15 protein-coding genes are annotated in these 16803 nt (G+C 33.1%); 11 read left to right on the top strand and 4 right to left on the bottom strand.

Going from position 1 to position 16803, the window contains the following annotated elements:
• Positions 1-159 precede the first annotated feature (159 nt).
• The 4 genes from cooS to METIG_RS01770 all read left to right on the top strand — a co-directional run bounded on the left by cooS (position 160) and on the right by METIG_RS01770 (position 4468).
• Positions 160-2034 carry an anaerobic carbon-monoxide dehydrogenase catalytic subunit gene (cooS, locus tag METIG_RS01755; RefSeq protein WP_013798522.1) on the top strand — a complete coding sequence of 625 codons (1875 nt, stop codon included), beginning with the start codon at positions 160-162 and terminating at the stop codon, positions 2032-2034.
• A gap of 110 nt (positions 2035-2144) precedes the next feature.
• Complete coding sequence (locus METIG_RS01760) at positions 2145-3041, top strand: hypothetical protein (RefSeq protein ID WP_013798523.1); 897 nt, start codon at positions 2145-2147, stop codon at positions 3039-3041.
• 38 nt (positions 3042-3079) lie between these two features.
• Positions 3080-3691, top strand: coding sequence for an NADH-quinone oxidoreductase subunit B family protein (locus METIG_RS01765; RefSeq protein WP_013798524.1), 612 nt, complete (start codon positions 3080-3082; stop codon positions 3689-3691).
• Positions 3692-4468 (top strand): Coenzyme F420 hydrogenase/dehydrogenase, beta subunit C-terminal domain, encoded by a 777-nt coding sequence (locus tag METIG_RS01770; RefSeq protein WP_013798525.1) that lies wholly within the window; start codon positions 3692-3694, stop codon positions 4466-4468. It abuts the gene before it with no gap.
• A 74-nt stretch (positions 4469-4542) separates the two neighbouring features.
• On the opposite strand, the gene hpt is transcribed toward METIG_RS01770, so the two are convergent.
• Both hpt and METIG_RS01780 read right to left on the bottom strand, forming a co-directional pair.
• Positions 4543-5094 (bottom strand): hypoxanthine/guanine phosphoribosyltransferase, encoded by a 552-nt coding sequence (hpt, locus tag METIG_RS01775; RefSeq protein ID WP_013798526.1) that lies wholly within the window; start codon positions 5092-5094, stop codon positions 4543-4545.
• 312 nt (positions 5095-5406) lie between these two features.
• The gene (locus tag METIG_RS01780; protein WP_013798527.1) at positions 5407-5892 is read right to left on the bottom strand and encodes an MGMT family protein; all 486 of its coding nucleotides are present in this window, start codon (positions 5890-5892) and stop codon (positions 5407-5409) included.
• A gap of 21 nt (positions 5893-5913) precedes the next feature.
• On the opposite strand from METIG_RS01780, the gene tpiA reads away from it, so the two are divergent.
• The 5 genes from tpiA to METIG_RS01805 all read left to right on the top strand — a co-directional run bounded on the left by tpiA (position 5914) and on the right by METIG_RS01805 (position 12158).
• Positions 5914-6579, top strand: a complete 666-nt coding sequence (tpiA, locus tag METIG_RS01785) for a triose-phosphate isomerase (RefSeq protein ID WP_013798528.1) — start codon at positions 5914-5916, stop codon at positions 6577-6579.
• Positions 6580-6741: 162 nt separating this feature from the next.
• Positions 6742-7593: a shikimate dehydrogenase gene (aroE, locus tag METIG_RS01790; protein ID WP_013798529.1), complete on the top strand. Its 852-nt coding sequence runs from the start codon at positions 6742-6744 to the stop codon at positions 7591-7593.
• 164 nt (positions 7594-7757) lie between these two features.
• Complete coding sequence (locus tag METIG_RS01795; protein WP_013798530.1) at positions 7758-8114, top strand: hypothetical protein; 357 nt, start codon at positions 7758-7760, stop codon at positions 8112-8114.
• A gap of 252 nt (positions 8115-8366) precedes the next feature.
• On the top strand, positions 8367-10565 hold the full coding sequence (locus tag METIG_RS01800; protein ID WP_013798531.1) for a CDC48 family AAA ATPase: 2199 nt from the start codon (positions 8367-8369) through the stop codon (positions 10563-10565).
• Positions 10566-10766: 201 nt separating this feature from the next.
• Positions 10767-12158, top strand: coding sequence for an HD domain-containing protein (locus tag METIG_RS01805; RefSeq protein ID WP_013798532.1), 1392 nt, complete (start codon positions 10767-10769; stop codon positions 12156-12158).
• A 368-nt stretch (positions 12159-12526) separates the two neighbouring features.
• Here the strand turns inward: METIG_RS01805 and cfbE are convergent, their stop codons facing one another.
• Entirely contained in the window at positions 12527-13756 is a 1230-nt protein-coding gene (gene cfbE / locus METIG_RS01810; RefSeq protein WP_013798533.1) for a coenzyme F430 synthase, read from the bottom strand.
• Positions 13757-13914: 158 nt separating this feature from the next.
• A complete protein-coding gene (locus METIG_RS01815) occupies positions 13915-14313 on the bottom strand; it encodes a translation initiation factor IF-5A (RefSeq protein WP_048055487.1) in 399 nt (132 codons plus the stop codon).
• Between the two features lie 544 nt (positions 14314-14857).
• On the opposite strand from METIG_RS01815, the gene rnhB reads away from it, so the two are divergent.
• A complete protein-coding gene (rnhB, locus tag METIG_RS01820) occupies positions 14858-15556 on the top strand; it encodes a ribonuclease HII (protein WP_013798535.1) in 699 nt (232 codons plus the stop codon).
• Positions 15557-15685: 129 nt separating this feature from the next.
• Positions 15686-16525, top strand: a complete 840-nt coding sequence (locus METIG_RS01825) for a tRNA (adenine-N1)-methyltransferase (RefSeq protein WP_048055488.1) — start codon at positions 15686-15688, stop codon at positions 16523-16525.
• Positions 16526-16803 lie beyond the last annotated feature (278 nt).

Here is a 16803-nt window from a genome sequence, read left to right on the forward strand (position 1 = left end):
AATTTTTTTACATAAAATCTATTAATTTAAATTTTTTATTTTAATGTGAATATCGTTTTTAATGCAAAATTTGGGGACAATTTTCGCACCGTTAATAATATTTATTCGCTACTATATTAATGATTATCGTAAGTAATTATAAAAAATTAGGTGGTTTGCATGAAGAGTTGTATTGCTGCTATACCTGAGATAAAGGAGATGGTTGAGAAGGCAAAGGAAAAAGGATTTGAGACACCACACACAAGGTTCCCAAACCAATTCCCAAAATGTCCTTACGGATTGAAGGGGGTTTACTGTATATTATGTGCTAACGGACCCTGCAGAATAACCGAAAAAACACCTTACGGGGTTTGTGGAGCAACAGCGGATGTTATTGTGGCAAGGAACTTATGTAGAGCAGTTGCTGCAGGGGCATCATGTTATGTCCACTGTGCTGAAAACGCTGCAAGGGCATTATTAGCAGCAGGAAAAGGAGAAGGTTCTTATGAAATAAAAAATGAGAATAAGTTAAGATTCTTAGCAAAAAAACTTGGCTTTGATGCAAATAAAGATGCAAAGGAACTTGCTGTTGAAGTTGCAGAGTTCATATTAGAGGATATGTATAAACCAAGATGGGAAAAGAGCGAATTAGTTCCAAAACTCTGTCCAGAAAAAAGATTAAAAGTATTTAAGGAATTGGATATTCTTCCAGGAGGAGCAAAAGGGGAGATTGTTGATGCATTAACAAAAACCTCAACAAACTTAAACAGCAATCCAATGGATTTGTTAGTTCACTGCCTTAGATTAGGATTACATGCAGGATTTACAGGGCTTTTGATGACATGCTGGCTAAATGACATCTTGTTTGGCTCACCAAAAATTACAGTAGTTGAGAATGGATTTTCCTCAGTCAAACCAGAGAATGTAAACATTATGATTACTGGACACCAACATGCTTTAATACAACCATTATGCGAGGCTGCGATGGAAGAGGATTTAATAAAAATGGCAAAAGAAGCAGGGGCAGAAGGAATAAAGATTATTGGAGCAACATGTAACGGGCAAGATATGGAGACAAGAATTGCCCACCTACCAGAGAGTTTTGTTGGATACATAGCAAATAACTTCACAACTGAACCATTGGTTGCAACGGGTTTAATTGATGCAATTGTATCAGAGTTCAACTGTACATTCCATGGATTGAAGTTCATAGCACAAGGATTAAAAACAAAGATGATTTGTGTTGATGACATGGCATTTGTTGAGGGGGCTGAATATATCCCATGGGAGCCAGAAAATGCAAAAGAAAAAGCAAGAGAAATAATTAAGAAAGCAATTGAAGCATTCAAGGAAAGAAAAGATATTCCAAGAGATTACTACGACAGCAAAGTTAAATCAGTTGTTGGTGTTGGGGAGGATTCATTAGTTGAATTCTTAGGAGGAAGTGTCAAGCCATTAATTGACTTAATTGCAAGTGGAAAGATTAAAGGGGTTGTTGGGGTTGTTGGATGTTCCAACATAGCAAGTGGAGGACACGACAATATAATTGTGACATTAACAAAAGAACTCATCAAGAGAGATATCTTGGTCTTAGCGGGAGGTTGTGTAAACAGCCCATTGAAACACGCAGGCCTCTTTGACCCAGCAAGTGCAGAATTGGCAGGAGAGAACTTAAAAGAAGTTTGTAAGAGCTTAGGAATTCCACCTGTCTTGAACTTTGGGGCATGTTTGAGTATTGCAAGAATTGAGCAAGTTGCAGTTGCAATTGCAGAGGAGTTAGGTGTTGATATTCCTGACTTACCTGTTGCTGCTTCTGCACCACAGTGGTTAGAGGAGCAAGCATTAGCAGATGCAACCTATGCAATAGATATGGGGTTCACTGTTCACGTTTCACCAGTTCCATTTGTTACTGGCAGTGAATTGGTAACAAAAGTTTTAACAGAAGCAGTTGAAGGCTTAACAGGAGGAAAACTCATTCCAGAACCAAATCCATACAAAGCTGCTGACATATTAGAGGAAGTAATTATGGAAAAGAGGAAAAAATTGGGCATCTAATTGCAACCTTTAAAAAAGGTTGCATCCAAACGGGATTTGCTTTGCTTGGCATCCTCTCGGCAACATCGTATAACTAATTTTTTACAAAAAACATTATTTTAGGTGGAATTATGAGAATTAGAGGGTTTGAGAGTTCTTTAATGGAAAAACCTTATGAATTTGCCCCTGTAGCATTGGCGAGATTATGTTGTAATACCGAGGTTTCTAATGCGTTGGCAAGTGTAATGGCAATTGAAGATGCATTTAAAGTTTCAGTTCCAAAAGAGGCAATAATTTTGAGGAAAATTGCAAATTTGGGGGAAATAATTGAGGGGAATGCAATAAAGTTGAGACCATTTAGAGATACAGAGGAATTAATTGAAATTGGAGAAAAAATTAAGTTAATTGCTGGAAAAAAGGCAAAATACATTGTAGTTGGGGGTGTTTCTAAGAATATAAGCGAAAAGAGGAAAGAAAAATTAAAAGAGCTTGCAAAAGAAGGATTAAATTATATCAGCAGGGAATTTATCGAAATGGTTAATGAAAGAAAAAAGAAAATCCCACTTCCAGATTTAAATTTGGTCTCAGCAAACTCATTCAGTATAGAGGATGTTGAAGTTAATGGATTCCCAAAAAATGCATTGTTTTATAAGAGGGCAGTTTATAGTGGGCCATTATCAAGAATGTATGAGAAAGGCGTTATAAACTCAAAAAATACATGGGATATTTTGATTGCGAGGGAATTAGAGATGGAGATGGCTTTAAAAGAAGTTTTTGAATTGCTTAATAAATTAACTCTAACTTACCCATACATTGAGCCAACTGTAAATGATGGAAAAGGAAAGGCAATTGTAGAAAGCCCTGAAGGATTGGTTTATCATGAAGTTGTGATAAAGAATGGAAGAATTGACGATTACACAATCATAAATGGAGAACACTTTAACAAAGTAGTTTTAGATAGAATTGAGGAAAATAAGGAAGAAGCTGAGAGAATATTTGGATTTTGTGAGAGATGCTACTACTTATAATGCAATCTTTATTGCAATTAAAATTTTAGGTGATGCCTATGGTTGAATGCGGTTCATGTGGAAGAATTGTTGATAAGATAATGAAAAAATACAACTTAAAGGATATTGCTCTCATAAGCGGGGCAGTTAATTTGGATGATGGGGAAGAAGTTGAGAAATTAAAGAAAATTAGAGAAAATAGCAAAATAGTAATAGCTGTTGGAAGTTGTGCTGTAAGCGGGGGATTCCATAGAATGCTTATTGGTTTGGAAAATGGATTTCCGCAGAGGTTCGTAAGGATTGGGGATGTTATTAAAGTAGATTATGCAATAATTGGCTGTTATCCAGAAGAAAAGGAAGTTGAGAAAGTTGTTGAGGCAATTTTAAACAACGATGAGGAAACACTTAAACCATACAGAGTTATTGCAGGAGAACCAATTATAAAGCCATACATGACAGTTGATGAAGTTCTCTTAACTTCAAATAAGGAATTGTGTTTGGGATGTGACACAAGTCCAATAGAAAACACTTACTGCACTGGTTGTGGGACATGTGTTGCAAAATGCCCAGCAGATGCTTTAAACATTGATGAAAAGCCAACAGTCAATATGGATAAGTGTGTTAAGTGTGGAACATGCTTCTTCTCCTGTATAAAAGTTGGGGTGATGTAAATGAATATCCTATCTATAAAATCAAATTATGATGGACAGGATGGAGGTTTTGTGACTGCATTAACTACCTACTGCTTAAAAGAGGGTATTTTAGATGCTGTTGTGGTTGTTGGGGCAAACAACTGGAAGCCATATCCTTTTATAGCAACAAAACCAGAGGATATTTTGAAGGCATCAAAAAGCAAATACTCAATCTCTCCAAATAACAAACTCCTTGAGTATGCAACAGAAAATTACGACAATGTAGGATTGGTTGGAGTACCATGCCAAATATTGGGAGGAAATAAGTTTGATTTAAAAATGAAGATTGGTTTGTTCTGCACAAAAAACTTTCCTTACGATGCAATAAAAAATATTGTTGATGGTTTGGGTATTCCAATTGACAGAGTAGAAAAAATGGATATTAAAAAAGGAAAATTCATTGTAAAAACATCAGAAATAGAAAATTTGATTAAAAAGAAGGAAATGGTTAAAGAAATTCCAATAAAGGAGATAGAGAAGTTCGCTAATCCTGCATGTAGGTTATGCTGCGATTTCAGTGCAGAATATGCAGATATTTCAGTTGGAAGTGTTGGAAGTGAGGACGGTTGGAATACAGTAATTATTAGAAATAATAACTGCAAGAAGATAATTGATGAAATGCATGAAAAAGGTTTAGTTGAGATTAAATTGGATGTCGATGTAAATGCAATACAGAAATTAGAAAATATTAAAAAGAGAAATCAGGAAATTAATAAATGCTCAGCATACTATGCAGTATGTCCTTACATCTTCTAAATTAAAATTCTAAAACTTTTTTTGAATTATTATTTTTTTAATTTTGACAAACAACTAATATTTAAAAGGTTTCATTATAAAATTACGACCTTTCCATCCTTAACATCCAATTTAACCAATGTTTTAATTTTGTATCCTGTTTTTTCTTCAACAATTTTCTTTCCTTCCCCTCTTTCGATAACACATACTATATCCTTTATCTCTGCCCCCGCTTTTTTTAATGCATTTATTATTGCAATCATTGTACCTCCAGTTGATATAACATCATCAACTATCAAAACTCTATCTCCTTTTTCAATTCCATTTAGATAGAGTTGCCCTTTGCTGTATCCTGTTTCTTGATGAACGGGAATTTCCCCTTTTAATTTGTATTCTCTCTTTCTCATAATTACATAAGGAACGTCAGTATACAAAGACAGTGTTGTTACTAATGGAATCCCCATCGCCTCTGCAGTGACTATTTTATCAATATTTTCAAAATCGACCTCTTTTATAATCCGTGTGGCAACCTCTCTCAATAATTTTGGGTTTACAATAGGAACACCGTCAGATATTGGGTGGATGAAGTATTCATAGTCACCTCTTTTCACAGTTGGGCATGATTTTAATGTCTCTTCTAACAACATTTGTCTCACCTTTTTGAGTTGATAAATTATGTATATTAAGTGTTTGCGTTAAGGTATGGATAAAGACACATTTAAATTTTTTCTATATTCAAAACTCATATTATCAAGGCAAAAAATAGAACACAAAAAGTGACAAAAATCATTAATTTTTTTAAAATTAATAGTTTACAGAACATTCAACATTGATTTTCCAAAAAATCAAAAAAAAATAATTCATAATAAACTAAAAAACTAAAAAATAAAAATTTTTAGCAGGGAAAAGATACTCCAATTTCAATATGTTGAGTCCCAAATGTACTTTATGATTGTTTATTACTGATAAATAATACCTTCATTCTTCAAAATATTTATTTTATGCCTTATTCCATAGCTATATCCACCAATATTATTTTTTCCAACAACTCTATGGCATGGGATGATTAATGGGAGTGGATTTTTGTTCATAGCTCCTCCGACAGCCCTTGGAGATGTGTTTAATTCTCTTGCAATTTCTCCATAAGTCCTAACTTTCCCATATGGGATATCTTTAACAACCTCTAAAACTTTTTTTGTGAATGGAGAGACATCCAAACTATAATTTATTAATTCCCTAACTTCTCTATCTAACATTTCCCCAAAATATAATTTTAGAATGTATTCTGCCATTTTTATGTGATGTTTTTTATTTGATACCTTCCCCCAACCAAAGAACCTGCTGATCTCATCTCTGGATAGTGGGATAGTGTTTCTAATTAACACATCATCTTTAAATATAAAGCCAACAAAATATCCATTTATCTCTACAACAACTTTTTCCAAAAATATCACCTCGGTGAAATGATGAAACCAGTTATAATCATCAACTACAAAACATACAAAGAAAGTATAGGGAAGAGGGGATTAGAGATAGCAAAAATTGCTGAGAAGGTTTCAGAGGAGAGCGGCATAACAATTGGTGTTGCTCCTCAATTTGTAGATTTAAGAATAGTTGCTGAGAATGTAAATATTCCTGTATACGCTCAGCACATTGATGCCATAACACCTGGAAGCCATACAGGACATGTGTTGGCAGAGGCTATTAAGGATTGTGGTGTTAAAGGGACTTTGTTAAACCATTCAGAAAGAAATATGCTCTTATCAGACATTGATAAAGCCATAGAAATTGCAAAGAGTTTGGAACTTGAGACCATTGTTTGCACCAACAACATAAATGTATCAAAAGCCGTTGCAGCATTAAATCCAACTTACATTGCCATAGAACCACCAGAATTAATTGGAACTGGAATTCCTGTTTCCAAAGCAAACCCAGAGATTGTTGAAGGAACAGTTAAAGAAGTTAGAAAAATAAACAAGGATGTCAAAATTCTTTGTGGAGCTGGAATATCAACTGGAAGTGATGTAAAAGCAGCATTGGAACTTGGAACAGATGGAGTTTTACTTGCATCTGGTGTAGTCAAGGCGAAAGATGTTGAAAAAGCAATAAGAGATTTGATAAGTGAGATTTAAGTAAAATAATTTTTATATGCATCTCAAATTCCAATGCATGATTATCAATATTTAATATTTCTATTTTTTGTTTTTTAAAACCAAAAAATAGCAACCTAATCAAAATTTAATATTTAATTATTTTGGAAATTGAATATATCATAAAAAAATTTGGGGGTATCTATGATAAATGCAAAGACAAAACTTATTGGATTGTTGGGGCATCCTGTAGAACATTCCTTTTCACCAATAATGCACAATGCAGCATTTAGGGATAAAAATCTAAATTATGTTTATTTAGCTTTTGATGTGTTGCCAGAAAATTTAAAGTATGTTATTGATGGAGCTAAAGCGATGGGTATTGTTGGATTTAACGTTACCATTCCCCATAAAATTGAAATTATGAAGTATCTGGATGAAATAGATGAAAATGCCAAATTAATAGGGGCAGTAAATACCATAAAAATAGAGAATAACAAGGCAGTTGGTTATAATACAGATGGTTTAGGAGCAAGAATGGCATTAGAGGAAGAAATTGGAAAAAAAGTTGAAAATAAGAACATTATCATCTACGGGGCTGGAGGGGCTGCAAGGGCAGTTGCATTTGAACTTGCAAAGAACAACAACATAATAATTGCAAATAGAACCGTAGAAAAGGCAAAAAATCTTGCAGAGGAGATAAGGGAAAAATTAAACAAAACTGAGGAAGAGGTTAAATATTCAGGATTAGATGCAAATTTGGATGGAATTGACATAATAATAAATGCTACACCAATAGGCATGTATCCAAATGTTGACGTTAAGCCGATTGTGAAGGCAGAGCAAATGCACAAAGATATGGTTGTTATGGATTTGATTTATAACCCATTAGAGACCGTTCTTTTAAAGGAAGCAAAAAAAGCCGGTGCAAAAGCAATAAATGGATTGGGTATGTTGATTTACCAAGGAGCTATTGCATTTGAGATTTGGACAAATGAAAAGCCAAACATTGAGGTCATGAAAAATGCAATAATAAACCATTTAAATCTAAAATAATCTATATCTTACTTTTTTATTTTCGAAGTATTTTCTAACCTTCATTTTTTATTTTTTGGTTGGTTATCATTGTTATTTTGGGAGATAACCATACCTATAATTTTTCTTTAGAAATTTTTAAATACTTAAAATTGATATAAATTTATATTAGAGGAGGAGATGTTATGACTGGTGTTGAAAGATGGGTCTTAAATTACCCAACTAAATGTTACCATTGCCAAAGGCATGCCGACCAGATAATTGAGATATATACCAATCAGGCCTTTGTTAAATGTTCTAACTGTGGGGCAACAAGATACTATCTAATAAGGAGAGTTGCTATTGAAGAAGAAAATATTTTAGAACTTGAAAGGAATAAAAAATCTAAATATGATATTTGGGATCTAAAAAAGGAAGTAACTTGCTACAACTGTAAAAAAGATAGCGTTCAGGATATTTTAGTAACTGAATCAAAACTTATTGTTAGATGTAGAAATTGTGGTTTTTCAAGATATTATTGGTTCCATATGGTGAGTATTTGAATGGGGAGGGGAGGTGCTAAAATCAAAGTTCATCATGTATGTTATGGGGATGTCATTATGAATGTTGTTAGTTGTGTATCAATAATACACAAAACCGAAAAATTTATATAGAACATCAACGGTATATTATAACATCTTAAAAATTACTGACAAATAATCTGGATATAATTATTAAAGTATTGTATAATATTAAATTAATATCATGATGTAAATAAAGTATAAATAAATTCAAAAATAATCTGGAGGGAGATTATGACTGTAAAAGAATTAATTGTTGCTGAGGCATATCAGGGAGATGTAGGTAAGGGTATAGCGAGAATTGATCCATTAACAATGGAAGAACTTGGCTTAAAGCCGGGAGACGTTATTGAGATAGAAGGTAAAGGTAAAGCATATGCTATTGTATATAGGGGCTATTTGGAAGACCAGGGGAAGGGTATTATAAGGATTGATGGTCTTTTAAGGCAGAATGCTAAGGCAGGTATTGGAGATAAAGTTAAAGTAAGAAAAGTTGAGGTTAGAGAAGCTAAGAAAGTAGTGCTTGCTCCAATGCAACCAGTTAGGTTTAGTGGTGGATTTGAAGAGTATGTCAAAAGCAGATTATTGGGACAAGTCGTTGGTAAAGGTTCAAGGGTAGTTATAGGTGTTTTAGGAACAGCATTTCCATTTATTGTAGTAAATACCTCCCCACAAGGACCAGTAAGAATAACAGAATTTACAACAATTGAGTTGAAAGAAGAACCTGTAAAAGAAATTAAAGAGAGTAAAGTTCCAAGTGTAACTTATGAGGATATTGGTGGTTTAAAAGAAGAAGTTAGAAAAATTAGAGAAATGGTAGAACTTCCAATGAGACATCCTGAATTATTCGAGAGGTTAGGTATTGAGCCACCAAAAGGTGTTCTCCTTGCTGGTCCACCAGGAACTGGTAAGACATTACTTGCTAAGGCAGTAGCAAATGAGGCAGGGGCTAACTTCTATTCAATAAACGGTCCAGAGATATTGAGTAAGTATGTTGGGGAGACAGAAGAGAACTTAAGAAAGATATTCCAAGAAGCAGAAGAAAATGCTCCATCAGTTATATTCATTGATGAAATTGATGCAATTGCACCAAAGAGGGATGAAGCTACTGGTGAAGTAGAAAGAAGAATGGTAGCCCAACTCTTAACATTGATGGATGGACTTGAAAGCAGAGGACAAGTTGTTGTTATAGCAGCAACAAACAGGCCAGATGCATTAGACCCAGCATTGAGAAGACCAGGAAGATTTGATAGAGAGATTGTCATTGGAGTCCCAGACAGAAATGCAAGAAAAGAGATATTACAAATACACACAAGAAACATGCCACTTGCAAAAGATGTTGACTTAGATTACCTTGCAGACGTAACACATGGATTTGTTGGGGCTGATTTAGCAGCTTTATGTAAAGAGGCTGCAATGAAAACATTGAGAAGAATCTTGCCAGACCTTGACTTGGATAAAGATGAAATTCCAAAAGAGGTTCTTGATAGTATAGAGGTAACAATGGATGACTTCAAGGAGGCATTGAAGGAAGTAGAACCATCAGCATTAAGGGAAGTTTTAGTTGAGGTTCCAAATGTTAAATGGGATGATATTGGGGGATTAGAGGACGTTAAACAAGAGCTTAGGGAAGCCGTTGAATGGCCATTAAAGCACAGAGATGTATTTGAAAGAATGGGTATCAGACCACCAAGAGGAGTTCTCCTCTTTGGTCCACCAGGAACTGGTAAAACATTACTTGCTAAGGCAGTAGCAAATGAAAGTGAAGCAAACTTCATAAGTGTCAAAGGTCCAGAGATATTCAGTAAGTGGGTTGGGGAATCAGAGAAAGCAATTAGGGAAATATTTAGAAAAGCAAGACAAACAGCACCATGTATCATATTCTTCGATGAAATTGACAGTATTGCTCCAAGAAGGGGTTCTGGACATGATAGTGGTGTAACTGAAAAAGTCGTTAACCAATTGTTAACTGAATTGGATGGGTTAGAGGAGCCTAAAGACGTTGTTGTCATAGCGGCAACAAACAGACCAGATATCCTTGACCCAGCATTACTTAGACCTGGAAGATTGGACAGAATCGTCCTCGTTCCAGCACCAGATAAGAAAGCAAGGTTAGCTATATTCAAAGTCCACACAAGAAAAATGCCACTTGCAGATGATGTTGACTTAGAGAAATTAGCAGAGAAAACAGAGGGCTACACTGGGGCCGATATTGAAGCAGTTTGTAGAGAAGCAGCAATGTTGGCATTGAGAGAAAACATAAACGCAGAGAAAGTTGAGATGAGACACTTTGAAGAGGCATTGAAGAAAATCAAACCATCAGTAAGTAAAGAAGATATGGAGTTGTATGAAAAATTAGCAAAAGAATATGGAAGAACTACAGCAGTTACATATAAAGAAAAGAAAAAAGATGACAACAGAGAAGTAATCTAAAAAGTAGAAAATTAGATAAGAATTTAAGAGAAGTAAATAAACAGAAAATTTAACACTACCAATATTCCAAACCTTTTTATCTAAAACTATAAAAACTCTTTTTAAATTCTAATTTTATTTTTTATCTATCATTAAATCAATACATTGAAATCTATTAATACAAAAAATGTTTATATAGTCATTAATTATATATTCACATACATGATTGTTAGCAACAACAAAAAGGTCATTAGGGATCCAATTCACAAGGATATTCCATTAAGCCATGAAGAAATTAAGTTAGTTGATACTATAGACCTTCAAAGGTTAAGAAATATAAAACAAACGGGATTAACGTATTTGGTATATCCAAGTGCAAATCATACGAGGTTTGAACATTCTCTTGGCACTATGTATATTGCTGGTGAAATTGCGGAGAAATTAAATGCTGATGTAGAATTAACAAGAATAACTGCGTTATTACATGATATAGGGCATCCTCCATTTTCTCATACATTAGAAATTTGTGGATACGACCATGAGCAAGTGGCTAAGGCGAAGATTAAAAAAATGGAGTTTGAGAATTATTCTCATAAAGAAATTATTGATGTGTTAAACAAAAAGGGGCTTGAAGGAAAGATAATTAGTGGGGATGTTGATGCCGATAGGATGGATTATTTGCTGAGGGATAGCTATCATACAGGGGTTGCTTATGGGCTTATTGATTTGCCGAGGATTATGAGAAGTATCGTAACTTATGAAGAGATGGGAAAATTGAGAATTGGAATTTTGGAGAAAGGAATTCATGCCGTCGAATCCCTCTTAATTGCAAGGCATCAAATGTATCCAACCGTTTATATGCACCCAACATCAAGGATTGCAGACACTATGCTAAAAAGGGCCGTAATGTATGCGTTGGAGGACAAATTATTTGGCATAAATGATTTAGCATATATGGATGACATTGATTTAATTTACACATTGAGAAATAGCGAGGGAGAGGAGAATAAATTAATGAAAATGATTGATGAGAGGAGATTATTCAAAAAAATAATAACATACAAATACACTGACTTAACTCCAAGAGAAAGATGGGTTTTAATATCGATGGATGAGGAAGATGTGAGAAATCTTGAAAAAGAACTATCAGAGTATTTGGGCACAAGTGTATTCTTAGATATCCCAGATTACCCAAAAATGGAAGAACATAGCGTTACAATTATCATAGATGATAAGAGATATAGGTTAGATGAAGTTTCCCCACTTGCAAAAAGTCTAAAACCTTCTGAAATTAGATTGTGGGATGTTGGTGTTTATGCTCCACCAGATAAGTTAAAGGAGATAAAAGAAAAATTAGAAATATGTAAAAGAGATCTTCTAAAAGAATTCATAAAAGATATCCCTGTTAAGAGTACTCTGTTGGAGATTATTGAAGAGTATGAGATTATTAAAGGTAGGGGGACATTTTTATCAATAGCAAAAGAGCATGGGATGACAGAGAGTGAGTTTTTCTCTGAATTGCATAAGTTGGTATTTTGTGGGTTAATAAAGGAGAAAATAGAAAAAATTGGTGGGATTTATAGGTATGATTATAGTCGTTTGCGTTACAAATGACTACAATCTTCAATGAAATTATAAAGGCATAATTTATTTTGAAATTTTGCATAATAATTTTATGTTCTTTCAAAAATTTGTCGTGGTTGAATATAGTCGTGTGCGGAATAGTTGAATAACCGTAGGTTATTCAACTTCCCTGCAACCGAAGGTTGCAGTGGATTTTTAAACTATACATAACATTAATGAATTTTTAAATAACTCTTATTCTTCCTTAAAATATACGGCAAAACCTTTTAGGTTTTGCCAAAAAATTAAAATAATACACTTAATCTTAAAAAATTTGCCAAAAAGTATATTTCAATTTTTAATGCACACGACTATAATGCAAAGAATTCCGCAAACGACTATACTTTTTAAGAGATAGTTTAAGAGATAGCACTCCTGATTATAACTAAAACGTTCCCATCTAATTCATCCAAATCTATTTTAGAATAGAATGGATATTTGTCTAAATTTTTTTTCAATTCTTTTCCAATATCTCCAACAAATATAAAGTTTGCATTATATTTTTCTATAACCTTAGCCAATCTTTTAACATCTATTTCCTCGCAGGTTATACCAAAATCACCGCCAATAATAACTACATCTTTAATGTGGGGTTCTGAAGGATTTTGCTTAACTCCAAAAACCTCTAAAAAATCCTTTATTGCATAATCAATTGCCTTAACATCAAGTCCGGGATTTATATTCTTGACAATATATCTATTTTTTATTTTTTCTACACTCATCCTACTGTTTATTCTGAAGTTCTTTATTTTTTCAATTATATCCTCAGTATTAATAAAATTCTCACAAACCTTTATGGCAAAGATTGAATTTTCCACAAGATGCATGCCAAAGACATTTTTATTAAACTCAACAATATAGTCGTCAAATTTATACTTCAACGGATATTTAGATATTATTTCTTTATTTGTATCTATAACAAACAAATTTTCCAAATTTAATTTTAAACCATATTCTTCTAAAATTTTCATGTTGATGTATTTTTTATCTGCATTTTTTAGGGTAGATATCTTTGCTATTAGGGCGTTTCTTTTGCCTTTTGCTATTGGGTAGTTCTCAACGATATTTGTAATGACTCCGTATCCACATGATGTTATTCCAAGTGAAACCTCAAAGATAAAGTAGTCAATATCGTCAACATTGCACTCTCTAAGGACATTTAATATTGAAGTTGGGGCTATTGAACCTTTATTGCTGTTGTGTAAAAAAACCTCATAATCATCCTTCAAAATAAAGTTTATCATTTCTGTTGTTGTTGTCTTTCCTTTAACTCCAGTAACTTCAATAAATTTTTTGTGTATGTTGCCATATTTTTCCTTCACAATTTCTGATACTGCATCATGGAATGAGATAAAATCATCTTCAATAGGACAGTGAATTGGAGCAATAATCTTATCATAGTTATCAAAGTTGATATTTTCATCCTTTTTTATGATTTTTACTTTCGAAATTATGTCTTTATAGTTTTTTGCAAAATCTTTATCTTTTTCCAACTTCCCGTATATATCCCAAACATCAACGCTGTATCCCAATTCAATATATTCTCTTGCTAAATCCAACGCCCCATGATTCACATCTACAATAAGCATATTATCCCTAAATCTTTAATTGCACAATTTTTATTATTAATTTTAAAATTTATCATAAGTGTTAGGTATAGATAAATATTCAAAAATACAAAGTTAAAATTTTAGTTAAAATTTTAAGAATAAATCAAAATAATAAAAATATAAAGACAAAATAAGAATTATTTGCCTCCTACAACTCTTGTTATTTTGTATCTTCCAACAGCTTCGATGTATTCTACTTCAGCACCAGGTTCTAAACCTTCCATATCTTCTGGAATTGGAAGTTCTATTGTTTCGTATGTTTCCAAGTCCATAATTTGGACTAAATCCCCCATCAATGCTAAAACTTGACCTTTTCTTTTGTCAATAATTGGAACTTCTACTTTTGATGCTGTAGGTCCTACGTATTCTTTTTTAATTGGTTCAAAGATACCGATTGCTGTAACTCTTGCCTTTGCTCCTCCGTGTTTTCCTGGTTTTGATACGCTTATATCTACAATTTCACATGGAACTCCATCTATCATGATGTACTGCCCCTTTTTCAATGAACCCAAGTTTACTTGCTTTGTTCCTGCCATCATATCACCCTTTGTTTAATTTTTAGTAGCTAAACAAAATTCTTAGAAAAAATTTCATTAAAATTTTACTTGTTTTGATTAATTTTTTACACTTACTAATCCACTAATAAACAAAATTATATATAAAACTTTGGTTCGCTTAAGAAAGATACAAAAAAGAATGAAACATAAATAATCAAATTACAATAAAATATAAAAATTTTGCGAATAGGCATATATTAAAATAAGGCAAAAACTATAGTCGTGTGCGAAATATATACGGCAAAACTCAGAGTTTTGCCATTATATTTATACGTTAATAAATTTCCAAATAATTGTTATGCATTCATTAAAATTTAAAATAACACATTAACCCTTAAAAATTTACCAATGCCATATTCCAAATTATACGGCAGAACCTAAAGGTTTTGCCAAAAGATATACGGCAAAATCCCTTGGATTTTGCCAAAAGACATACGGCAAAACTTTCAGTTTTGCCAAAAAACCCTTCTAACGCATACGACTATAAAATAACTAAAAAATTAATGATGGTTGGTATGGTAAAATGGAAGATAAAAAAATTATAATAGGCATAGATGAAGCTGGAAGGGGACCTGTTTTGGGGCCTATGGTGGTTGCAGGTGTTGCAGTTGAAGAAGATAAAATTAAAGAACTTGAAGATTTGGGTGTAAAGGACAGCAAACAATTAACAAAGAACCAAAGGAAAAAATTATTCCAATTAATAGGGGAGATGGGAAAAGTAAAGACAATAATAATTGAACCTGAAAAATTAGACGAATTAATGAAAACTAAGAGTTTAAATAAGATTGAGTTAAATGCATTCTCAAAGATAGCAAATGGATTTTTAAAAGAAATTGAGGGAAATTTTGAAATATACGTAGATGCATGTAGTAGTAATGCAAAGGCCTTCGCAAACCAGCTAAGGGCTAAGATGATTGATAAAAGTCCTAAAATAATAGCAGAGCATAAGGCGGATGAAAAATATCCAATTGTCTCAGCTGCATCAATCATTGCAAAAGTTACGAGGGATGAAATAATTGAAAGCTATAAGAAAGAATATGGAGAGATCGGTAGTGGCTATCCATCAGATCCAAAAACAATAAATTTCTTAAAGAAATATGTGGAGGAGTTTGGGGAACTCCCAAAAATTGCGAGAAAAAGTTGGAAGACAGCAAAGAGAATATTGGAAGAAAATAAAAAAGAAAATAAGAAAGTAAAAACACTCTTAGATTATATAAAATAAGTGAGTCATTTTTGATAGACTTTTCTAAGAAAACATTGTAGATTTGGAAGAAAATTTTAAACAATTTTTAAAATTTTTAAGAATATTGTTAGAGTACTATTTTTAACAATTGAAAGAGAAGGTGAAATGATGATGAAAAAAAAGATGCTTGTTGATGAAAGAGGGAAGAAATATCTAATAGACAAAAAATTAGAGAGGTTTGGAAACGATTTGGGTGTAGTGGATTTAAAGGGAAAAAAGGAAGGTGTTATTGTAAAATCCCATAAAGGGCATGAATTTTATTTGGTTGAGCCCACGATTTACGATATCGTTAAAAAAATGAAGAGGACAGTAACAACTTTACTTCCAAAAGATATTGGACTTATCATCACCCATTTAGGTATTCGTGAGGGGGAGACCGTTGTTGAGGCAGGTACTGGCTCTGGTGCTTTAACCATATACCTTGCCAACGCTGTTGGTAAAACTGGAAAAGTCATAACCTACGAAAAAAGACCCGAATTTGCAAAGGTTGCAAGAAAGAATTTAGAAATTGCTGGGTTAGTAAGGAAGAATCAAAAAATTATTGGGTTGGATGAAAGAGATGTAGATGAAGATGAAAATTCGGAGGAAGAAGAAGGCTTATACAATGTTATTCAAAAGATAGGGGATGTAACTAAAGGTATCGAAGAGAAGGATGTGGATGTTATTGTCTTGGATTTACCAGATCCTTGGAATGTTGTTCCACATGCAAAAAAAGCTCTAAATAAAGCAAGAGGGAGGATAGCTACTTATGTTCCATACATAGAGCAGGCAAAAAAGACGGTTGAAGCTTTGAAGGAACATGGGTTTTTTGACATCCACACTTATGAATGTCTTGTTAGAGAGATAGAAATTAGTGAAAAAGGAGTTAGGCCATCAACAAGGATGATTGGGCATACTGGATATATAACAGTTGCAAGGGTTAAGCCAGAAGAAGAAAATGAAGAATAACTCTATGTTTCCATCCTTGTTATAATGGGCTAGCTTTAAAACCAATCCGAACTTAAAACAATATAAATACCAATAAACAACTAAAATATTCCAAAAATCTCAATTTTAATTTGAAAAAATTAGTAATATTTTTTCCCAATTTTCTAATACCAAAATCCACCAACCAAATGATAATGGGAAAAGAAAAATTAAAATCTACAAAAACCCCTTTATAATCTCAAAATTCCTTCGGAATTTTTACGACTTACTCACTTCGTTCGTAAGGAGCAAGAAAAGAT

The organism is Methanotorris igneus Kol 5 (assembly GCF_000214415.1).
Classification (GTDB): Archaea; AGJL01; Methanococci; order Methanococcales; family Methanococcaceae; genus Methanotorris; species Methanotorris igneus.